Raw genomic sequence first — 21719 nt, 5'->3', positions numbered from 1 at the left:
TAAATAAATTTTTTACGCTTTGTGCGCGGCATTCGCTAATATGGATTCATATTGTTTAGATAGTTTTTAGAAGGGATGCAATTATGGCGCATAAGCAGAACGTGTCGTTTACGCCAGATGCTTTTGATAATCCACCAGAAGGCCCTGTTGGTGTTCATCGCGGAAATCGCGCTTGGTATGCTGTATTGCTCCCATATGTAGTAGTCATAGCTGTAGCTGTTATTTTAGGCGTTTTTGCGTGGGCTATTATGTCTGGAGAAATCAACAATATTCGTTTGCCTTGGAGTGCAAATCAGTCAACAACTGCTAAGTCTTCTAACGTTAAGAGCGGTAAGATTGATGAGCACAAGAGCAAGTCTGATAATGCTAATGACGATTCAGACGAAGATAGAGATCCAGTAAAAGAAGATAAGTCAAACAAAACAGATAAAAATGATAATAGCTCTAAGGATTCTAAAGACAATAATGCAAGCGACTCAAATTCTTCTGAACAACCTATTAACAAGACTGTTCCAGTAAGAGTTGTTAACGCAACAAAGATTCAGGGTCATGCGGCTCAAGAAGCAGCAAAGCTTAAGCAAGCAGGCTATGCAAGCGTAGAAGCTGCAAATCCTTCTGGAAACGTTCCTGCTGATTCCGTTGTTTGGTATAAGGGAGACGAGAATCGATCTGCTGCTGAAGATATTGCTAAGACGCTTGGAATTAGCAATGTTGAGCCTGCAAATCAAATAGCAACCACTATTGTTGTTGTTTTGTGCAAGTAAATGTGCAATTAGATTGCATATGTGCGAGTGCATTAAATAAGTGACGCAACAAGTGATGTAATAAATTTGATTAATAAATAAATACTTAAATAGTCAATTGAAAAACTACAATAAGTGGCTTTTTGATTGGCTATTTTTGATTTTATACTATAGATTTTTTCTATAGATTTTTGATTATAGTTGGCACTCGGGCATGTAGAGTGCTAATCTTCATTTAGCACTCAGTTTAACGGTTTAGTCAACAGCTGACGGTTGATTAGCTAAAAGAAGCATGAGTGAGTGTCCATAGTTAATTTATGTGGAGGAATAATGGCAAAGATTATTGCCTATGAAGAGGATGCCCGCCAGGGTATGCTTGCTGGTCTTGATAAGCTTGCAAATACAGTAAAGGTCACTCTTGGACCAAAGGGTCGTAACGTAGTTCTAGATAAGTCTTACGGCGCTCCAACAATCACTAATGATGGCGTTTCAATCGCTAAAGAGATTGACCTTGAAGACCCATACGAGCGTATTGGTGCTGAATTAGTTAAGGAAGTTGCTAAGAAGACTGATGACGTTGCAGGCGACGGCACTACAACCGCTACTGTTTTGGCTCAGTCTTTGGTGCACGAAGGCTTAAAGAACGTTGTTGCTGGTAGCAATCCAATTGCTCTTCGCCGCGGCATTGAAAAAGCTTCCGAAGCAATTGTTAAGGAATTGCTTGCGTCTGCTAAAGATGTTGAAACAAAGGATCAAATCGCTGCTACTGCTACGATTTCTGCTGCCGACCCAGAAGTTGGCGAAAAGATTGCAGAAGCTCTAGATAAGGTTGGTCAAGACGGCGTTGTTACTGTTGAAGACAACAACAAGTTTGGTCTTGATTTGGACTTTACAGAAGGCATGCGCTTTGATAAGGGTTACATTTCTCCTTACTTTGTAACTAACGCAGAAGATCAGACTGCTGTTTTGGAAGATCCATACATTTTGCTCACTTCTGGCAAGGTTTCTAGCCAGCAAGACATTGTTCATGTTGCAGAACTTGTTATGAAGTCTGGTAAGCCATTGCTTATTATTGCGGAAGATGTTGATGGCGAAGCTTTGCCAACTCTTGTTCTTAACAAGATTCGTGGCACTTTCAACACTGTAGCTGTTAAGGCTCCAGGCTTTGGCGATCGTCGCAAGGCAATGTTGCAAGATATGGCAATTTTGACTGGCGCTCAGGTTGTTTCTGACGACCTTGGCTTAAAGCTTGATTCTATCGATGCATCTGTGTTTGGTCATGCATCTAAGGTGATTGTTTCTAAGGATGAAACAACTATTGTTTCTGGTGCTGGCTCTAAGGAAGACGTTGAGGCTCGTGTTGCTCAGATTCGCGGCGAAATCGAAAATACCGATTCCGATTACGATCGCGAAAAGCTTCAGGAGCGTCTTGCAAAGCTTGCTGGTGGAGTTGCCGTTATTAAGGTTGGCGCTGCTACAGAAGTAGAAGCCAAGGAGCGCAAGCATCGCATTGAAGATGCAGTGCGTAACGCTAAGGCTGCAATCGAAGAGGGCTTGCTCCCAGGTGGTGGCGTTGCTCTTGTTCAAGCTGCTGCAAAGGTTGAGAAGTCTGCCGAAGTCGCAAATCTTAAGGGCGAAGAAGCTACTGGCGCTGCAATCGTGTTCCGCGCTGTAGAAGCTCCAATCAAGCAGATTGCTCAAAATAGCGGTGTTTCTGGAGATGTTGTTCTTAACAAGGTTCGCGAGCTTCCAGAAGGCCAAGGCTTTAACGCTGCAACCAACGCTTACGAAGATTTGATGGCTGCTGGCGTTACCGACCCAGTTAAGGTAACTCGTTCTGCTCTACAGAATGCTGCTTCTATTGCTGGTTTGTTCTTAACAACCGAAGCTGTTGTTGCAAATAAGCCAGAAAAGCCAGCTGCAGCTCCTGCAGGCGGCGCAGAGATGGGCTACTAAATTAAATTAACTCTTTGATTGAGTCTGTTTAGTTATCAATACATGAGCGGTAAAGTTTTGACTTTGCCGCTCATGTTTGTTTTTGTTTTTGTTTTTGTGATTTGTGACTTTTGTTTAGTTCATTGCAAACAAGGAAGTTGCTTGTGCTTCTGTATCCATGTAAATGTTAGAAACATTTTGCATTGCTAATTGAATTGCCTCTAGAGATTGCTCCATTTGTTGGTGTGCTGCACGCCATTGCCCAGCTGTTGTTGCAAACTGAGTTGCAGCAGGGCCAGTCCACACGCTTTGTAATTGCTGTAGATTTGCGTACATTCCATTTGTTGCATCTCGAATCGCATTAATCGAAGATCCGACTGCTGCGGCAGATTGCTGAATTTGCTCTGAGTCTACTCTAAATTGTGACATTTTTTACTCCTTAATGTTTGTAAATGTATGCGTTTTTCTATGTTTTTTTTTATTTCCGTGTTCTCTAATGCTTGTATAGAATGTGCTTGTACAGAAAGATGCGTCTAAAACTCAATTTTGCTATTGTTTCTTGTAATCTAAAAACACGGTATTATGAATATATGCCATTAAGCGATTATGACAAAGATTTTTTTACTAATGTGGTTAAAGGCTTATGCGCACTTATAATGCTTGCGTTTTTAAGCCAAATTGCTTTATTTGCAAGCATTGCTTTTGCGGAAGATGAATCAAAAAATGGTGATCTAGCAAATAAAAGTTCTAATAATTATGGCATTGTTGCTACTGATTCAATTACAGATACGGAAAATCTTCTAGGGGATTCCGTTGCAAAAGTTTCCGATATGATTGCTAGCACAAAAAAGCAAACAGGCGTATCTGTGCGCCTTCTTTACTTAGCTAATTTTAGCGGCAGCAAAGACCCATCAAAGTGGGCTAGCGATTTATTGACAAGCACGAATCCAGCTCCAAACACTGTTCTTTTAGCAATTGCTACTCATGATGGAAGGCTTGTTGTTGCAGTTTCGCCTAATTCCGATGAATGGCTTAAAAGAAAAACAACGGTTGACTTATTGTCGGATGCAGCTTACAGGCCATTAGTTAACGCGCAAGGTGCTGACTGGGCTAAGTCTGCGATTTTGCTTATGAAGCAGATTTCTAGAGCTAAAAAAACAGCGGTTACGCCTTCAACAAGTATTATTGCAACTATTGTTATGATTGTTGTGATTGCAGCATTGTTTGTAATTGTTGCGATTGTACTTTATAGAAGAAATTATGTGCTAAAGCAAGTTAAACTAGGATTTAGAAAAGCTAAGCGTAGGCACGCATCGCATAAATAAAATTATTTTTTCCAGGAAACACTCAGGAAACATTCAGCTTTATAAGTGATGCTAAACAGTATGGGTAAGAATGTAGAAGCATCTATTGTTGTGGTCGATGACGAACCTTCAATTCGTGAACTTTTGGTTGCATCGTTGCACTTTGCTGGATTTGACGTAGAAACCGCTGCCTCTGGATCGGAAGCAATCGAGGTTATAGAGCGCGTTCATCCAGATCTTATTGTTATGGACGTTATGCTACCAGATATTGATGGGTTTACTGTTACAAGGCGAATCCGCCAAAATGGTGTGGTAGTGCCAGTGCTGTTTCTTACAGCTAGAGATGATACTCAAGATAAGATTATGGGTTTAACAGTTGGTGGAGATGACTACGTTACAAAACCTTTTAGCCTAGAAGAAGTAGTTGCTAGAATTCGTGCGATTTTGCGCAGAACTCAAGAGCCAGAAGAAGACACCCCTGTTGTGCGCGTTGCAGATTTAGAGATTAATGAGGACTCGCACGATGTTTCTAGAGCTGGAGTTCCAATCGAGCTAAGTCCTACGGAATACAAGCTTTTGCATTACTTAATGGATAACGAAGGCAGAGTGTTGTCTAAAAGCCAGATTCTTAATCACGTTTGGCAATACGATTGGGGTGGAGACGCAGCAATCGTTGAATCCTATATTTCTTATCTTAGAAAGAAAATCGACGGTATTGAGATTAAGAATGACGATGGCTCTATAGAGAAAGTTGTTCCACTTATTGAAACTAAGCGTGGAATTGGTTACATGATTCGCGTACCAAAGGCGGGTCAAGCCTGATTATGAATAGTGGCAAGTCTGCGGAAGTCGCTATTTATAATCCAGAAGTTGCTAATGCAAATGCGGATTATAAAAGCAAAAACAATAATCCTAATAAAAAGCATAAAGCAGCAAAATGGATACGTAAACATCTAGATGCAATACCGTTAAGCACTCGATTAGTGGCATGTACGCTTGTAGTTTTAACTATTGCAGCATTTTGCATATCATTGTCGATTAGGCAATTAGTTGGAAGCTATTTGCTAGATAAAACCGATGCTCAGTTGGCAGATCAAGCCCAGCTTATTTACGACAATATTGATTTGCTTAGAAAAAAGGATTCAAAAGATCCAACTGTTGGTCCAAATGACTATTTCTTGCAAATTCGAGACACTAATAACAAAATTATTACAACGCCTTTGGTTCCTCCGCTTAAAGGAGACGTTGTTTCTATGCCAACGCTGCCAGAAGATGGAGAAATCAACAGCGTTGTTATAAAAAGAAAGCCGTTTACATCTCCTGCTGTTGTTCATGGCGACCTTAAAAGCGTTGATGAAGCAACTGCAAAGGTTGCTCAGTCGCCGTGGCGCGTACTAGTTCTTACATGGGGTAATCGCAGTGGTTACAACTCCGAAATGCGCGTTAGAGGTTACGTTTATATAGCGCTTTCTCTAAGCGACCAAATGGATACTCTAAATACTCTTACGCGCTATTGTTTAATGGTTAGTATAACTGTTATTTTGCTTGGTGCAGTTTTGTCTGCTTTGATTATTCAATCAACTCTTGTTCCGCTAAAAAGAATAGAAAAAACAGCTTCTAAAATTGCTTCTGGAGATTTAAGCAGACGAGTTCCATCTGCTCCAGAAAACACGGAAGTTGGGTCTTTGGCAGCAAGCTTAAATTCAATGCTTTCTAGAATTGAGCAAGGCTTTAACGATCAAGAAGCAATGACAGAAAAAATGAAACGTTTTGTTTCGGATGCAAGTCACGAGCTTAGAACGCCACTAGCTGCGATTCACGGTTATGCAGAATTGTATTACATGTGGAGAGGCGTTGCTGGTCAGCAAGATAAGGCTGATGATTCAATTGCTCACATTAAGGCTTCTAGCGAAAGAATGACGGAGCTTGTTGAAGATTTGCTTTCGCTAGCGCGATTTGATGAGGGGCGAGGAATCAATGTTTCTCAAACTGTTAATGTAACTCCAATTCTTAAAGATGCTGCTAATGATTTGCGCGCGCTTGATCAAGTTAGAGTTGTGCAGCAAGGAACATTGTATTTAGCAGACGACTTAAAGCTAATGGATTGCTCTAAGCCTACAAATTGTAATCTTGATAGAAAGTTTATTTTTACTCCGGGCTCGCTTCCTAACGTTACTATAAAAGGCGATGGAGCAAGGTTGCGTCAAGTTCTTACTAATATTGTTGGCAACATTCATCGTTATACTCCAAGTGATTCTCCTGTAGAAATCGGAATGGGAATTTTTAAAGCTTCGATTACTCCAGAAGCTTTGCAAAAAATGAGCTCTGTTTCTAAGTCTCTTAAGGACTTTTTGGAAGCTGCAGAAGTTAGCCAATCAACAGGTGCTGGCAGTTCTTATGTTGTTATAAGGGTTGTTGATCACGGCCCTGGAGTTCCAGAAGAATCGCTGCCTCATATTTTTGAGCGTTTCTATATTGCTGATCCTTCTAGAGCTAGAGAAAAAGGCGGTACAGGCTTAGGCATGTCTATTGCACAATCTGTTGTTAAAGCTCATCGCGGTTTGATTTGCGCAACAACGTCTTGTGCGTATAGAACTAGCCAAGATGATTTTGCTACAGATATTTCTGCAGACATAACAATGAATGGAGATGAATCTTTGGATTCTAAGCCTCACGGTTTAACTCTTACAGTTGTGTTGCCAAAAGTTATTATTGACGATAATAGTGATAATAACGATAATAACGATAATAACGATAATGCGAGCAAAGAAAGTAATGTAGATAAATCGAATAAAATGCTTACAAGTGGCTCTATTAGTGATGTTGAAAACAAGAAGATTGCTTAGATTATTTAGGTTGTTCTAGATTCATGCGCTACAATTAAAAAAGTGTGAATCTGTAGAGTTATATGGATGTAGTAGAATTGATGATTCGCATAAAGTTTAGTGAATTTGAGTGAGGTGTGTTATGCCCAACGGGCGTGTTCGTTGGTATGATTCCCAAAAGGGATATGGCTTTATAGTAGATGAAGATGGCAAGGATGTATTTTTGCCTTCTTCTGCGTTGCCATCGTCAATAAAGGAATTGCGTAAAGGTATGCGTGTGGAATTTTCTGTTATAGAAGGGCGCAAAGGCCCGCAAGCAATGGGACTTACACTCGTAGCTTCTGCTCCTTCGCTTGTAAAAGCTACAAGGCCAAAAGCAGAAGATATGGCTGCAATCGTAGAAGACCTTATTAAGCTTTTGGACTCTGCTGGCAACGGCTTGCGCAGACGCCATTATCCATCTAGTGCAGAATCTAAAAAGCTTGCTCATTTGTTGCGTGCTGTAGCAGATAATTTTGACGTACAAGATTAATAGTTAACAGGATTTTTTATGGAAGATGAAGTAATAAATCCGCAGGAGCTTGCTTATGAAGTTGCTGTGGAAACTTCGGAGCGCAAAAACGCTGTAGGCGATTTTGTAGGCAAAACGAATCTTGGTAGTAATGTTACTGATTTCCGTTTTGCTTGCACTATGCTTGGCTATGAAGGCTGGCAATGGTCGGTAACGCTGTATCATGATGAAGATGCTGGTCGTTGGACTGTTAACGAGTCTAGTCTTGCTCCAACTGAAGATTCGTTACTTCCTCCTCCTTGGGTTCCTTGGAAAGATAGACTTAGGCCTACGGATCTTTCGGTTATGGATTCAATCGGCACTGCAGAAGATGACTCCAGGCTTGAAGATGGAGTTAAGCTTGATGGTATTCAAGAAAATAATGCATCTGAAGATGGTTCGCAATGCGCTAAAGATAGTGAAAACACTAATAACGATGCAAATAGCGAAAATAGCGAAAATAGCGCGGATAGTTCAGATAGTTCAGATAGTTCAGATAGTTCGGATAGCAAAAGCGCATATAATACAGATAGCGCAAGTGCAGAAGATGATGAAAATCTTGAAAATGGGGAGTCAAAAGAAGATTTTGAAGATGCTGTTGAAACTTTCCGCTTAACTCGAAAAAGAGTTATGACTGCTCAGGCTATAGCTCAAACTGCAAAAAGATGGTATGCGGGTCAACATGGGCCAAAGTCGCTTTCTACTAATATTGCAGATGGAAAAGCTTGCTCGTCATGTGGATTTATGATTCCTCTTGCGGGAAGTCTTGGAAACATGTTTGGAGTTTGCGCAAATATGTGGAGCCCAGACGATGGGCGAGTAGTTGCGCTTGATCATGGATGCGGAGAACATTCCGAAATAGCGCCTCCTGAGCCATCGCAGCTTTGGGTTCAATCAGAGCCTGCTTATGACGATTATCACATTGAGATTGTTCCTCAAACGCCTAGAGAAGAACGTGCAGATGTTGAGCTTATAGAAGAAGCGATTGAAGATAGCAAAGAAAATCGCAAGTCAAGGCGTAAGCGCGTTTTGGATGAAAATAATCAAGATAGTAAAGAGCATGATGACGATGGTTTGCGCAATGAGGGTGAAGATATTGCAAATAATAATAGTGGTTTGCAATATGAAGATGTTGCAGAATCAAAAAGCAGTGCACAAATCGTAGATAATGCAGAATCTGAAGATAATTTTGACTCAAATAATAATCCGCAACCAAACGATTAGTCCCACGGATTCTATAGAGAGCATTGCTCTAGAGTCATGGCAACTCGTTACCATGGAACAAGGATAAAAACGGAAGGCAATTATGTTTGAACGGTTTACTGACCGCGCTCGGCGTGTTATTGTGCTAGCGCAAGAAGAAGCGCGCGCTCTTCAGCATAACTACATTGGTACGGAGCATATTCTTTTAGGCCTTATTAGAGAAGGCGAAGGAATAGCAGCGAAAGCTTTGAGCGCAAAAGGCGTAGATTTAGACGGTACTCGCAAACAAGTAAAAGAGATGATTGGCACGGGCACTGTTTCGCCTAATGGCCACATACCTTTTACTCCGCATGCTAAGCAGGTGCTTGAGCTTAGTTTGCGTGAAGCTTTGCAACTTGGTCATAGTTATATTGGTACTGAGCATATTCTTTTAGGCCTTATTAGAGAAGGCGAAGGCGTTGGAACGCAAGTGCTTATTAAAATGGAGGTTGATTTAGGAGATCTTCGTAGCACGGCAATGGATTTGATTCGTGGCAATTCTGGCATTCCAGCAGACAGTCAAGGTGCCGATCTTGCAAATGCTGGTGGAGTTCAAGATAAACGCAATCAGTCTGGTTCTGCTCTTTTAGATCAGTTTGGAAGAAATCTTACTAACGAAGCTCAACAAGGCAAGCTTGACCCTGTTATTGGACGCTCTAAAGAAATTGAGCGTGTTATGGTTGTGCTTTCTCGTAGAACAAAGAATAATCCTGTTCTTATTGGCGAGCCAGGCGTTGGTAAAACAGCTGTTGTAGAAGGTCTTGCACAAAAGATTGTTGCTGGAGATGTTCCAGAAACTTTAAAGGGTAAGCAAGTTTATTCTCTTGATCTTGGCTCAATGGTTGCAGGCTCTCGTTACCGTGGCGATTTTGAAGAGCGCTTAAAGAAGGTGCTTAAAGAGATTAAGACTCGCGGAGATATTGTTCTATTTATTGACGAGATTCACACTATTGTTGGCGCGGGTGCTGCTGATGGCGCTTTGGGCGCTTCAGATATGCTTAAGCCTATGCTTGCGCGCGGCGAGATGCAAACGATTGGCGCTACAACTACAGATGAATATAGAAAGTATATTGAAAAGGATGCGGCTTTGGAACGCAGATTCCAGCCAATTCAGGTTCAAGAGCCTTCTATTGCAGAGACAATTGAAATTCTAAAGGGCTTGCGCGCGCGTTACGAGAATCATCATCATGTAACCATTACGGATGGTGCTTTGCAATCTGCAGCAGAAATGTCTGCTCGATACATTCAAGATCGCAATTTGCCAGATAAGGCGATTGACTTGATTGACGAAGCTGGTGCTCGATTGCGAATTAAGCGCTTAACAGAGCCTTCAGAGCTTAAAGAACTTGATTCTAAGATTTCTAAGCTTTCCGATAAAAAAGACGAAGCTATTAAGAATCAAGATTTTGAAAAAGCTGCCGACTTGCGAGATGAGCAAGAGAAGCTTGAAGAAGATCGTAAGATTAAAGAGCAAGCTTGGCGCGAAGGCGAATCCAATGTGAATATGGTTGTAGACGAAGATGTGATTGCATCTGTTGTTTCTAATACAACTGGTATTCCTGTTGTTAAGCTCACGCAAGCAGAGTCTAAAAAGCTGCTTGGCATGGAAGCAGAACTGCATAAGCGCATTATTGGTCAAGATGAGGCTGTTTGTGCGCTTTCTCGCTCGATTCGTCGTGCTCGAGTGGGCTTGAAGGATCCAAAGCGTCCTGCTGGCTCGTTTATTTTTGCTGGCCCTACTGGTGTTGGTAAAACTGAGCTTGCTAAGACTTTGGCTCAGTTCTTGTTTGACGACGACGATGCGCTTATTCGCGTAGATATGTCGGAGTTTGCAGAAAAGTATGCAGCTTCGCGTCTTTTTGGTGCTCCTCCAGGCTATGTTGGCTACGAGGAAGGTGGCGAGCTTACGGAGAAGGTTCGTAGAAAGCCATTCTCTGTGGTTTTGTTCGACGAGATTGAGAAGGCGCATCCAGATATTTTCAACACGTTGTTGCAAGTTTTGGATGATGGCCACTTAACAGATGGTCAAGGCCGAAAAGTTGATTTTAAGAACACTATTATTATCTTGACTACGAATCTTGGTACTCGAGATATTGCTAAGGCAGCAAACACAGGATTTAGCCTTGGTAATAACGCGGATGCTTCTTATCAGCGTATGAAGGATCAAGTTAATTCCGAGCTTAAGCGTCAATTCCGCCCAGAGTTCCTTAACCGTTTAGACGATACTATTGTGTTCCGTCAGCTTACTGAGCCAGAGGTTCGTCAAATTGTTGACTTAGATGTTAAGCGTTTGAACGACCGCTTGTTTGAGCGTCATATGGCTTTGGAGCTTACAGATGAAGCTAAGAATCTTCTTGCGCAGAAGGGCTTTGACCCGCTTCTTGGAGCAAGGCCATTGCGTAGAGTTATTCAGCGAGACATCGAGGATGCTATTAGCGAGAAGATTCTGCTTGGCGATTTAACAGACGGCGAGTGCGTTGAGGTGGATGCCGAAGGCGAAGGGTTGCTTGGAGAATTTATTTTCCGCGGTAAGAAGTTTGATTCCGCATGCAGCGACTCTAAGTCGGCAGAATCCACTGATTCCAGCGATTCTTCTGAATCAACTGAGTCAGCTAAATTAGCTGACTCTGATTCCGCTTCTAAAGTCGAATCGGAGTCTTAGTTGTACAATTAAGATTTCTATTAAAATCTCTTAATAAACTTAATCTCCGTTAATATGCAAGCTACAGCACGCAAATTAACGGAGATTTTTTTGATTTGCGTCTTTCTTAAGTGTTTTTAGCATTTCTAAAATTTGCTTAGGATTAGTTTCTGGCAAATAGGAGCTTGTAACAGCTAGCGATATTTGCGCGAGCTTTGCAGAGTCCAAATAGCATATGTACACAGGACTATTGGTTGGTTGGAACTTTTTCTTAAAGAAGTACAACGACTTAAATCCGTATGCTGGTTCCAAAATGTCGGACATCATCTCTAGAGCATGAACAATAATCTCGTTGGACTCATGGTGATTTACGTCATTTTGTGCATGTTCTACGCCATCATTATCATTATTTCCTATATCGTCCTTGTTATTAACAGTGTTCGCTTCATTTTGCAAAGAAGTTGAAGTACTAGAATCGTTTGAGTCGCAAATATCTGTTATTCCAGCAAGAGGAGCAGCAGAAAGACTCATAAATTCCACAGCAGATTCTGGATTCTCAAGTCCTTCATCTCTTAAGCGTTCCGCCATTCTTGCAATAAGCAATTCCATAATTCCATTAGGACTATCCGTACGGTGCCTCATAAAATCAAGAGTCCACCCTATTACGCGATTGTTGCTATAAGTAGGCATCCAGCTCGTAACGCCAAGAACCTTGCCGTTATTGTCAATTGCATACAAAATTTTTACTCGAGGATCGTGCAATTCTTCTAATCCGCCAAGAGTAAACTTCATCTCTGGAAGAGATTTAAGCTCTGCCCACTCTTCCGAAATCTCAATAATCTGTTGTTGAATTTCCCACGGAGCATCGTTGTATGTGCTAAGAACATCTGTTATTCCATCGCGTTTTGCTTTGTTTATAGCGGTACGAATATCTTGCCACTTTTTGCCACGAGTTTGCCACTCTTTAGGGTAAACAAGCATATCGCTTCCAACTTTAATAGACATAAAACCAAGAGATTCTAGGTTTTTGCGGTCTTCCTCATGCACAGCATAGAAAGCTGGAGACCAAGAGTTTTGCTCGCAAAGTTGAATAAACGCTTTCAAATCATTCTTATATTCTGTTTTATCTCCAAAAGGCCCTGTTAATGTTAAAGCAATTCCATACTTAAGCCTATATGCTATTGCGGAGCGTTCCGTGTTGGAGAACCAATAGTGATTGTCTGGCCAAGTAGTCATAAAGCTCATTGTGTCTCCGCCAAAATGAACTAATTGACTTGCTTTTTTACGATCTTCTTCGTTAATAGTAACTTTGTTCTTAAACCACATAAGGCAAACAACAAAAAGAACAATCCAAAGAAGAACTCCAACGCATTGAGTAATAGCAGAAGCAAGTGGAGTTAATGGCATAAGCATTGCGTTAGATCTTGTTCCAAATCCCATAGGCATCCAACGTCCTGGAAGGTCACGGAGTAAATGATGCAAGTCTGCTGCAGGCTTAAACTCATTAGGAGCAATTAATCCAAAGCAAACATATCCTATTCCAGTAGAAAATAGTGCAAGAACAATTGCAACTAAGCCAATTCTGCGTTCAAACTTATCGCTATGATTTGGAAAATGCTTTATGTTTATAAACAATAGTATTGCGATTAATAGTGGAGGCAGAGCAGTGAGCATAAACGCTATAGAAGTTGCATTATTCTTGTGGAAAATCATAGCTTGCTTAGCTGCGATTAATGGCAAAATCGCAAAATACATAGTTGCATAAACTGCAGTAAGTCCATTAATTGTTATAGCTGCATAAGCTGCAAGCCTTCTTCCGCGTAAAAGCCCCCAAGCTATAATCATTAAAGTAACAATAGGCAAAAGAATACGAATCCAAAGACCGCCAATTGTTGCGTGTTGCAATCCAGAATGAAGCAAACAGCTGCTAGAACTATAATTCGATATGCATCTTGCAAGCCAAGGTTTTGTGCCCATTTGTGGAGACATAAACAAGCCAAGAGTTGTTAGTATTCCAGCGTGAGATCTTGAAGACAATGCAAGAACAGGGCCTAACGCCATAATAAGTTGCGCTATTGAAAAAAGACGCCTAATTTCGTAGTCTGTTCCATGCCACCAGCTTGCGCTTTTAGCAGTATTAGTTTTGTTGTTCTTGTTCATTGCATTGCCAATAATATGGCCACAAATCGCTGCAAAAATCGTGCAATAATCCCCAGGATTTCCACTATAAAGAAGCATTGCAGACGTTATTGAATAGCCCAAAACAAGCATTCGTCTACGCCACAAGATTGATTCGCATGTTGCTGCAGACATAAACGCGCCAACAAAAAGAGTAAAAGGCGAAAGTCTAATTGGTATTCTAGTAATCCAATGCATATTGCGAATAATCGCAGAAAGATTGCCAACTAGTGTTAGTCCTAGCAAAGTTCCAATAAGCGTGCTAGATACAGAAACAAAAAGCAAACGCATTTTTCCAATTCTTGTTTCTGCTAATCCGATTAAAACCAAAGAAAGAATAGCGTTAACAGCTAAAGACGGAAAACTGTTTACAAGGAAAAGCGAGTGGAACAGTTTAAGCAAAAGTTGAGGAACGTTTCTATGACCAAAAAGGAATGGGGAGCCAATTTTTGGCTTATGGTACGAGAAAAACTGTGCAAGAGTAGCGTTTGTACCGTAAGTGTAAATGTGCATTACGGTACGGAAAATCCAATGTAAAAGGTTTATAAGCAAAAATACAAGAGTGATTTTTACTGCAAGAACTCGCTGAGACAGCCAGATTTTAACATCATTACTTAGTATAGATAAATGATGTTTTGCTGTTGACTTGTGATTTTTTGATAAAAAGTTTGGCATGTTTATCGCCTCACCTTCTGATTAACAACCACTTGAATATTACTATAAGAGCTTAAATCTGGATTATGCTTTGCTATTCCAGCGTCTTTACAAAGATGATCAATAGCAACCTTTAATCCGCTTTGAACCGTATGCCAATCGTGGCCTGAGCCTTTAGAAATCATTGTTATAACGCTTATTCCAGCTTTGTGTGCTGCCACAGCAATAGTGGATTGGTTTATTTGTGATTTTGGATCCCATGCTCCTGCTATTGAATAATAATTTTGATTTAATGGAGCGTTTTTTCTCATTATGTTTGCTGGAATATGTTTTTCGTATTCCTTGCGATTCCCGTTAAAATAGCGGTTTATTGTTTCGTTTTTATTCTTGTAAGTTGGCTCTAATTCTCCGCCAGCAGAATACATGTTTCCAAATAACTTTGGATATGCTGGAACTATTTGAGTTGCGCAAGTTCCACCTTGAGAAAATCCTCCCATAAGCCAAAGTGCTGGATTTGTGCTTGCAGGAAGATTTTTGCGAATCCAGCTAACAACATCTTTAGTTAGGTACGTTTGAGCATTCCCATAAACCTTTGTGTTTGCGCAAAGTGAATTGTGCGTTGAAGTGCCATTTTGGTCTGGGGAAACAACAATCGGAGCTAAACCATTGTGTTTTTTAGCGTAAGCATCTAAAGTGTTCACTATTTCGCTTGCAGCAAATAGTCTATTAGGGCTTCCTGGCTGTCCAGAAAGAAGAACCATTACAGGAAGTTTTGGAGCAAATTTTGTTAGCGCAGCTGGAGGAAGATACACATTTGCGATTCTAGCGCGGAAGTTTGATTGCGTTGCAGGAATTCTAACAGAGCGGCTAATGCCTTTGGATGGCATTTTAGGCAGTTTTTTCTGATCTGCTAGTAAGTTCCAATCTTTAATCTCCATAATGGCATTGTGTTTATTATGCTCTTCTAGCTTTGGGTAATTTCCTAATCCAAAAACAGATCCAATAGTCGTGTATTCTCCGTAAATCATATTTACGCGAATCATTGTTGCTAAAACAAATAAGATAATCGAAAAAATAGCGAAAGCTCTTCTGCATCCTTTAGAAATTATTGCAGCACTTAGAGCAAAGCCTACGGCAGCAAATCCCCCTGCAATCGAACAAATCACAAGCCATCCAAGACTTACGCCAAACACAAGAAAAACGTCGGATATTAGCCAAGTTATGAATCCAAAAATAATGGCAAATAAAAATGCTGAGCCTAATTGAGTTAAGAGTTTTGAAAAATACTTAGACTTTTTAGGTTTTGTAATTAAAAGAACAGCTAAGCATAATCCAGATATTGCAAATATGCTTATAGGTAGAATGCCTTGCATTAAGTTAATTGTGGCAATAAATTGCTTCATTCTTACTGTTCCTTAAAACCTCGCTAGATTGAAGATAACAAACACAACCATTGCAAATATAGTATATAATCCTTAAAATTTTCTATATTTTGTCATCTATTATAATGATAAATGCTATAGAACATATTACAATACATCAAAAGTATGAATATGCATAGTTTTATACGGTTGTTTTGTATGACGATAGCGATACTTAAGATATATGTGTAAACGGATGCGTACACATACATGCGTTAAGAACGTAATAAACGTAATATGCATTAAACATTAGGCGTAAATCAGAAGGGTGCAAAATTGCCATTAAGCAATTCTCTTACAATTTTTAAGCAATTTGAGCGTTTTAAGATTAGGTTTGCTCGTTGGACGTACTCCGTTATGTTTGTTGCTTTTTGCGCAATAATGGTTATGATTGTGCAGTTTTCTGTACAGCGTTCTGGCCGAGTAGAAATGACTTCATCACTTTCGGCAAGTGCTTGGAACATAATCTCAAAAATGTGGCTTAAGCTTAATTTTGTTTTTGTGCTTAATCTTCTTATTCTTGCGTTAATTTACGGTATTTTGCTAATAATCATAAATCGTTTTTGGATTACGTCTGCTATTTTGATTAGCGCATCTATAATTGTTTCTGTTATTGAATATATGAAAGTGAATGTTCGATACGAAACTATTCTTCCAGCTGACTTAAACTTTTTAAAAAGTAATACTGGAAATATCGCATCTTTTCTTCCAGACAACGCAAATGCTGTTATTTTTAGCTCTATTGTTGCTGTTCTAATAACTTGGGTTATTGCGCTTTTATTGCATGTTCTAGATGTTAATCATGGAAAAATTGTTATTATTTCAAATTTAAGAACTTCGATTTTGGTTCGTGTTGTAACTTTAATAGCATTATTAGCGACTTTTGGATGGTATATTTGCACAGTTGGAACTGTTGATTCTAGCGCAAACAATTTTGCTAAGTTTATGGGAGACACGCCATCAATGTGGGACTCCGTTTACGACGCTCAAAGAAACGGCGCATTAGTGGCATTTTTAAGGCAAGTAAACCCAAAGGTTATGGATAAGCCTGCGGATTACAATGAGCGAACTATGAGCGCTTTGCTAGAAAAATACAATAATGAAGCAAAGAAAATAAACGCTTCTAGAAAGTCAAAAATCTCCGATAATACTGTTGTTTATGTGCTTTCGGAATCATTCTCTAATCCAATAAGAGTTCCTGGATTGCAACTAAATAAGAATCCAATGCCATTTATAAGCTCTTTGAAAGAGAAAACGGATAGTGGATTAATGCTTTCTTCTGGCTACGGCGGAGGAACTGCAAACCTTGAATACATGTCTCTTACGGGATTGAGCATGGTGAACTTTAACTCATCTCTTACAAGCCCGTATCAGCAACTTGTTCCAAATTCTTCTTGGACTCCTACGATTAACAGGTATTGGGGGAGTGAATCTAATTCCATAGCATTCCACCCGTATGAGCCGAGTATGTACTTGCGCTCAACAAACTATAAGAAGTTTGGTTTTAGTAAGTTCTACTCGCTAGAAGCTCCTAATGTTATTGCGCACAAAAATATGCTTGATAAATCGCCTTATGTTTGCGACGAGTCTGCGTATAAAAGTGCGTTTGAAAAAATCGCCTCTAGTAAAAATAATCAATTTGTGCAAATAGTCACAATGCAAAATCATATGCCATTTAGGAATTGGTATAAGAACAATGATTTTAAGGCTAGTTCAAAGCCTGGCTCGCCAAAGCTTGGAAGCTCGGAAATATCTTCGATTGAAACATATGCTAAGGGAGTGAGTTACACAGATAAAGCAACTCAATCATTCTTAAATGACTTGGATTCTATAGATAAGCCAGTGACTGTTGTATTCTATGGAGATCATCTTCCTGGAATATATAGTACTGCCAGCGATGATGAGAATAATTCTCTTGATTTACATCTAACTGATTACTTTATTTGGTCAAATAAAAAAGCTAGAGAAAATAATAAAGCTCCAAACAAAATTAGGGACTATTATTCTTCTCCAAACTTCTTTATATCGCAAGTGGCGTCTCACACAAATTCTAAAGTTTCGCCATATATTGCATTCCTAACACGATTGCACGAAAAGATTAGTGCAATGGAGCCTCCTGTAGTAAATAAGATTCAGGGGTGGGATAGAATTCCGCAAGGCCAGCCAATTTACTTGAATCCAAGCGGAAAGCCAATGATTGCTAGTAGTATGAACAAAGAAACTAAACAATTATTGAATGATTACCGTTTGATTCAATACGATATTACAGCTGGAAAGCATTATCTTAAAAACACAAACTTTCTTGGTTTTTAATTTTTCAATGCTTTAAGTGCTTTAGTTGCAATGTCGTGCCTATAAAACATGTTAGAAAGATTAAGATTGTCTAATATGCTATAGGCCTTTGATTGAGCATCTTTAACATCTTTGCCATTTACTTGCAAAAGTGCCACTCTTCCAGAAGACGTTACAAGATTATTGTTTTCGTCTAATTTAACACCAGAATAGTAAACATTTTGATCTGCACTATTAAGAGTGATTTGTGGCAGAGGTGTTCCTGTAACAAGCTTTCCAGGGTAGCCTTTGCTTGCTAACACAACGCCAAGAGTTACGCCATTTTTAGCCCAAGTAAATGTTGGTTCTTTGCCATGCAAAATGTTAAAAATAGCTTCGCCAAAGTCGCTAGTAAGTCTTGGAAGAACAACCTCTGTTTCTGGGTCTCCAAAGCGAGCGTTAAATTCTATTACTTTTGCGCCTTGCTCTGTGTTAATCAATCCAGCGTACAAAACTCCTGTAAAAGGCATGCCTTCGCTTGCAAGAGCTTGCAAAGTTGGGCGTACGATTTTATCAATCGCTTGTTTTACAACTCCATCGCTAATTTGTGGAACAGGGCTATAAGCTCCCATGCCGCCAGTGTTTGGGCCAGTATCGCCATCATGAGCGCGCTTGTGATCTTGAGAAATTGGCATAACCCAAAAATCTGTTCCGTTAGCAAAGCTCATTAATGAGAATTCTTCGCCTTCTAAAAACTCTTCTATAACTACTTTTGCTCCAGCTTTGCCAAAACGATGGTCTACAAAAATATCGTCTAAAGCTGCGAGCGCCTCATCAACGCTAGTGGCAACTGTTACGCCTTTTCCAGCAGCCAAGCCGTCTGCTTTAATAACAATAGGAGCGCCTTGATTTTTAACGTACTCAATCGCTGGTTCTATCTCACTAAATGTTTGGTAGGCGGCTGTTGGAATATTATGCCTTTGCATAAGTTGCTTTGCAAAATCCTTAGATCCTTCAATTTGAGCAGCCGCTTTGTTTGGGCCAAATGCTGGGATTCCATTAGCTTCAAAATCGTCAACAATGCCATTCATAAGAGGCACTTCGGGGCCAATAAAAGCAAAGTCGTAGTTGTTGTTCTTAACAAATTCGATTAAAGCGTTGTGATCCGATTCGCTAATTTTTTCAATTTTGATTCCGCTTTTAATCATGCCTGGGTTTCCAGGAGCAACTGTGACTTCGCTAACGCTTTTACTCGCTAAAAATGCAACTGCGATTGCGTGTTCTCGTGCGCCTGAGCCTACAACTAAAACTTTCATCTTTAATCCTTTATTACTTTAAGATTTTGTGAATTATAACAACTCAACTGCAACGTTTTCGCGTTTAATCATTTTGCCAATAACATACGCTTGTTCATTATTGTTTTTAAGGATTTGCATAGCTTCATCGGCTTTATTTGCATTAATTGCTAATATCATTCCGATTCCCATGTTAAAAACGTTGAACATTTCTGAGTGGTCTACTTTACCCGACTTTTCAATAAGGTTGAAAATTGCAGGAACTTGCCACTTTTTTGTGTCGATTTGTGCTGCAAGATTATTTGCAAACATTCTTGGAATGTTTTCTATAAATCCGCCGCCTGTAATATGAGCTACGCCTTTAATAAGATGATTAGCAAAAAGCGGTTTTAATGCTTTAACGTAGATTTTTGTAGGCTCTAAAAGAACTTCGCCAATAGATTTGCCACACAATTCTTCTGGTTTACTATTTACGTTGTAATTAGCTACATCAAAAAGTGCTTTTCTAACAAGTGAGAATCCGTTTGAGTGCACTCCCGAAGATGCAAGACCTATAAGAACGTCTCCAGGCGTGATTTTAGAGCCGTCAACAATGTTTTCTCTTTCTGCAACTCCTACAGCAAATCCCGCAAGATCGTACTCGTCTTCGTTGTACATTCCAGGCATTTCTGCAGTCTCTCCGCCAATTAAGCCAGATTCTGCCTGAATGCATCCGTCTGCAACGCCAGAAACCACTTGCTCGAGTATTTCTGGATTGTTTTTTCCGCAAGCAATGTAATCAAGGAAGAACAGAGGCTGTGCGCCTTGAGCTGCAATATCATTTACGCACATAGCAACACAATCAATGCCAATCGTATTATGCTTTTGCATCATTTGCGCAATCATAAGCTTTGTGCCAACTCCATCTGTTCCAGAAATTAGCACTGGGTCTTTGTATCCAAGGCTTGCTAAATCAAATAGGCCGCCAAAACCGCCAATTCCGCCCATAACGCCTGGTCTTTTTGTGCGATTTACGTGGGATTTTATTCTTCGCACAACCTCGTAGCCAGCTTCTACGCTAACGCCAGCTTGTTCATATGCGTTTGGCATTTAAGAATCCTTTCGTGTTTGTTTTAAGTGTTTAGTCGAAGTTTAGTCGTAGTTTAATCGCAGTTTTTAGTCGCAAAATTGTATTTACTATTCTTTTTAATATTCTCTAAAACTTCCTTGTCTTCTTTAGAAAGCGAAGCTAAGAATTCATCTCGATAGTCATCTAAAGCAGTAGGGTAGTCGCCATTAAAATACGCTACGCATAATCCTCCGTACGGAGCAGGCTTATTTAACCCAATAGACTCAACAAGACCGTCTAAAGATAAGAATGCTAAAGAGTCAGCGCCAATATATTCGCGAATTTGCTCAACAGAATGTTTAGCTGCAATAAGCTCTTTAGTAGTTTGAATATCGATTCCGTAGAAGCACGGGTATTTAAGAGGAGGCGAAGAGATTCGCATATGAACCTCTTTAGCGCCCGCTTCTCTAAGAAGACGAACAATCCTCTTAGACGTGGTTCCGCGAACGATTGAATCGTCAATAACAATTACGCGCTTTCCCTTAACAACACCTCTAACGGCCGAAAGCTTCATGCGAACGCCTTGTTCTCTAAGCTCTTGCGTTGGCTGAATAAAAGTGCGCGCAACGTATTGATTTTTAATCAAACCCATCTCGTTAGGGATTCCGCTTGTTTCGGCATATCCTGCAGCTGCAGAAAGCGAAGAATTAGGCACACCAATCACCATATCTGCGTCTACAGGAGACTCTTTAGCTAAGCGTGCTCCCATGCGCTTTCGCGCAGAATGAACATTAATTCCGTAAATATTAGAATCCGGGCGAGCAAAATAGATAAACTCCATTGAGCAAACAGCGTGCTGAATATTTTTTGCATAACGCTCAATCTTGTATCCATCGTTATTAATAACGATTATTTCGCCAGGCTCAATGTCTCTAATAAACTCCGCGCTAACAATATCTAAAGCGCAAGTTTCCGATGCAAGAACGTAAGCACCATTACTCATTCTTCCTAGACTAAGCGGCCTAAAACCATTAGGATCCGTTGCTCCAATAAGCGCGTCTTCTGTAAGAAGCAAGTATGCAAAACCGCCATGAACAGTTAACAGCGCATCTTTAAGCTTATCCATAAATGAAGTTTTGTTTGACCTTTTAATAAGATGCATCAAAACTTCTGTATCGGAGTTAGAGTGGAAAATCGCTCCGCAATCTTCTAGCTTATTTCTAAGAGTTGTGCAATTAGTAAGATTGCCATTATGCCCTAAAGCAACATCTCCATCGTGGAAAGAAAACAGAAAAGGTTGAATGTTCTCAACACTTCCAGATCCAGCAGTAGCGTAGCGAACGTGGCCAATCGCGCTGTTTCCAGTAAGATGCTTCATAATGTCTTCGTTTGCAAAAACTTTAGTTAAAAGACCTAAGTTTCTGTATCCTTTAAGATGACCATTATCGTTGGCAACTATTCCAGCACCTTCTTGTCCTCTATGTTGCAATGCGTGCAAGCCAAAGTAGGTAAGTCTTGCGGCATCGGAATGACCCCACACTCCAAAAACGCCACATTCTTCGTGAACTCCTTCAAGCTCAGCAGACATTCGCACCCCCTATATTTTCAAAAT

Annotated in this window: 15 protein-coding genes; 9 read left to right on the top strand and 6 right to left on the bottom strand. The window is 40.1% G+C overall.

The window, feature by feature from the left end:
• The first annotated feature begins 83 nt into the window (after nucleotides 1-83).
• Complete coding sequence (locus NYP69_RS01980; protein ID WP_004133213.1) at nucleotides 84-764, top strand: LytR C-terminal domain-containing protein; 681 nt, start codon at nucleotides 84-86, stop codon at nucleotides 762-764.
• 309 nt (nucleotides 765-1073) lie between these two features.
• Complete coding sequence (gene groL, locus NYP69_RS01975) at nucleotides 1074-2699, top strand: chaperonin GroEL (RefSeq protein ID WP_004133211.1); 1626 nt, start codon at nucleotides 1074-1076, stop codon at nucleotides 2697-2699.
• Nucleotides 2700-2813: 114 nt separating this feature from the next.
• Here the strand turns inward: groL and NYP69_RS01970 are convergent, their stop codons facing one another.
• Nucleotides 2814-3107 carry a WXG100 family type VII secretion target gene (locus NYP69_RS01970; RefSeq protein ID WP_004130730.1) on the bottom strand — a complete coding sequence of 98 codons (294 nt, stop codon included), beginning with the start codon at nucleotides 3105-3107 and terminating at the stop codon, nucleotides 2814-2816.
• 161 nt (nucleotides 3108-3268) lie between these two features.
• Here NYP69_RS01970 and NYP69_RS01965 point away from each other — a divergent pair, with 161 nt between their 5' ends.
• The 6 genes from NYP69_RS01965 to NYP69_RS01940 all read left to right on the top strand — a co-directional run bounded on the left by NYP69_RS01965 (nucleotide 3269) and on the right by NYP69_RS01940 (nucleotide 11261).
• Nucleotides 3269-4003, top strand: coding sequence for a TPM domain-containing protein (locus NYP69_RS01965; protein WP_032812836.1), 735 nt, complete (start codon nucleotides 3269-3271; stop codon nucleotides 4001-4003).
• A 60-nt stretch (nucleotides 4004-4063) separates the two neighbouring features.
• Nucleotides 4064-4804, top strand: a complete 741-nt coding sequence (locus tag NYP69_RS01960) for a response regulator transcription factor (RefSeq protein WP_004130734.1) — start codon at nucleotides 4064-4066, stop codon at nucleotides 4802-4804.
• 2 nt (nucleotides 4805-4806) lie between these two features.
• Nucleotides 4807-6828, top strand: coding sequence for a sensor histidine kinase (locus NYP69_RS01955; RefSeq protein ID WP_115793911.1), 2022 nt, complete (start codon nucleotides 4807-4809; stop codon nucleotides 6826-6828).
• Nucleotides 6829-6949: 121 nt separating this feature from the next.
• Complete coding sequence (locus NYP69_RS01950) at nucleotides 6950-7339, top strand: cold-shock protein (protein ID WP_115793912.1); 390 nt, start codon at nucleotides 6950-6952, stop codon at nucleotides 7337-7339.
• A gap of 18 nt (nucleotides 7340-7357) precedes the next feature.
• Nucleotides 7358-8581 carry a DUF3027 domain-containing protein gene (locus NYP69_RS01945; protein WP_473412879.1) on the top strand — a complete coding sequence of 408 codons (1224 nt, stop codon included), beginning with the start codon at nucleotides 7358-7360 and terminating at the stop codon, nucleotides 8579-8581.
• Between the two features lie 82 nt (nucleotides 8582-8663).
• Complete coding sequence (locus tag NYP69_RS01940; RefSeq protein WP_004130742.1) at nucleotides 8664-11261, top strand: ATP-dependent Clp protease ATP-binding subunit; 2598 nt, start codon at nucleotides 8664-8666, stop codon at nucleotides 11259-11261.
• A gap of 75 nt (nucleotides 11262-11336) precedes the next feature.
• Here NYP69_RS01940 and NYP69_RS01935 read toward each other — a convergent pair whose 3' ends face one another.
• Both NYP69_RS01935 and NYP69_RS01930 read right to left on the bottom strand, forming a co-directional pair.
• On the bottom strand, nucleotides 11337-14093 hold the full coding sequence (locus tag NYP69_RS01935) for a bifunctional lysylphosphatidylglycerol flippase/synthetase MprF (RefSeq protein ID WP_174191339.1): 2757 nt from the start codon (nucleotides 14091-14093) through the stop codon (nucleotides 11337-11339).
• Nucleotides 14094-14095: 2 nt separating this feature from the next.
• Nucleotides 14096-15475: an alpha/beta hydrolase gene (locus NYP69_RS01930; protein WP_473410516.1), complete on the bottom strand. Its 1380-nt coding sequence runs from the start codon at nucleotides 15473-15475 to the stop codon at nucleotides 14096-14098.
• Between the two features lie 294 nt (nucleotides 15476-15769).
• Here NYP69_RS01930 and NYP69_RS01925 point away from each other — a divergent pair, with 294 nt between their 5' ends.
• Nucleotides 15770-17806: an LTA synthase family protein gene (locus tag NYP69_RS01925; RefSeq protein WP_473412878.1), complete on the top strand. Its 2037-nt coding sequence runs from the start codon at nucleotides 15770-15772 to the stop codon at nucleotides 17804-17806.
• On the opposite strand, the gene purD is transcribed toward NYP69_RS01925, so the two are convergent.
• Genes purD through purF form a run of 3 tightly spaced genes read right to left on the bottom strand, consistent with a single transcriptional unit; the run spans nucleotide 17803 to nucleotide 21695 of the window.
• Nucleotides 17803-19080 carry a phosphoribosylamine--glycine ligase gene (gene purD, locus NYP69_RS01920; RefSeq protein WP_473410514.1) on the bottom strand — a complete coding sequence of 426 codons (1278 nt, stop codon included), beginning with the start codon at nucleotides 19078-19080 and terminating at the stop codon, nucleotides 17803-17805. The genes NYP69_RS01925 and purD overlap by 4 nt on opposite strands.
• A 33-nt stretch (nucleotides 19081-19113) precedes the next feature.
• Nucleotides 19114-20148 carry a phosphoribosylformylglycinamidine cyclo-ligase gene (purM, locus tag NYP69_RS01915; RefSeq protein ID WP_415695164.1) on the bottom strand — a complete coding sequence of 345 codons (1035 nt, stop codon included), beginning with the start codon at nucleotides 20146-20148 and terminating at the stop codon, nucleotides 19114-19116.
• Nucleotides 20149-20201: 53 nt separating this feature from the next.
• A complete protein-coding gene (gene purF, locus NYP69_RS01910; RefSeq protein WP_116689576.1) occupies nucleotides 20202-21695 on the bottom strand; it encodes an amidophosphoribosyltransferase in 1494 nt (497 codons plus the stop codon).
• Between the last annotated feature and the right edge of the window lie 24 nt (nucleotides 21696-21719).

This window comes from Gardnerella sp. c17Ua_118, assembly GCF_055804255.1.
This window is presented reverse-complemented; position numbering and strand designations above follow the sequence as displayed.

Bases quoted from the DNA above. Each gene is read 5' to 3' on its own strand.
- NYP69_RS01935 (WP_174191339.1), bottom strand. From the start codon at position 14,093: ATGCCAAACTTTTTATCAAAAAATCACAAGTCAACAGCAAAACATCAT.
- NYP69_RS01980 (WP_004133213.1), top strand. From the start codon at position 84: ATGGCGCATAAGCAGAACGTGTCGTTTACGCCAGATGCTTTTGATAAT.
- NYP69_RS01965 (WP_032812836.1), top strand. From the start codon at position 3,269: ATGCCATTAAGCGATTATGACAAAGATTTTTTTACTAATGTGGTTAAA.
- purD (WP_473410514.1), bottom strand. From the start codon at position 19,080: ATGAAAGTTTTAGTTGTAGGCTCAGGCGCACGAGAACACGCAATCGCA.
- NYP69_RS01945 (WP_473412879.1), top strand. From the start codon at position 7,358: ATGGAAGATGAAGTAATAAATCCGCAGGAGCTTGCTTATGAAGTTGCT.
- NYP69_RS01960 (WP_004130734.1), top strand. From the start codon at position 4,064: ATGGGTAAGAATGTAGAAGCATCTATTGTTGTGGTCGATGACGAACCT.
- groL (WP_004133211.1), top strand. From the start codon at position 1,074: ATGGCAAAGATTATTGCCTATGAAGAGGATGCCCGCCAGGGTATGCTT.
- NYP69_RS01955 (WP_115793911.1), top strand. From the start codon at position 4,807: ATGAATAGTGGCAAGTCTGCGGAAGTCGCTATTTATAATCCAGAAGTT.
- purM (WP_415695164.1), bottom strand. From the start codon at position 20,148: ATGCCAAACGCATATGAACAAGCTGGCGTTAGCGTAGAAGCTGGCTAC.
- NYP69_RS01940 (WP_004130742.1), top strand. From the start codon at position 8,664: ATGTTTGAACGGTTTACTGACCGCGCTCGGCGTGTTATTGTGCTAGCG.
- NYP69_RS01950 (WP_115793912.1), top strand. From the start codon at position 6,950: ATGCCCAACGGGCGTGTTCGTTGGTATGATTCCCAAAAGGGATATGGC.
- NYP69_RS01930 (WP_473410516.1), bottom strand. From the start codon at position 15,475: ATGAAGCAATTTATTGCCACAATTAACTTAATGCAAGGCATTCTACCT.
- NYP69_RS01970 (WP_004130730.1), bottom strand. From the start codon at position 3,107: ATGTCACAATTTAGAGTAGACTCAGAGCAAATTCAGCAATCTGCCGCA.
- purF (WP_116689576.1), bottom strand. From the start codon at position 21,695: ATGTCTGCTGAGCTTGAAGGAGTTCACGAAGAATGTGGCGTTTTTGGA.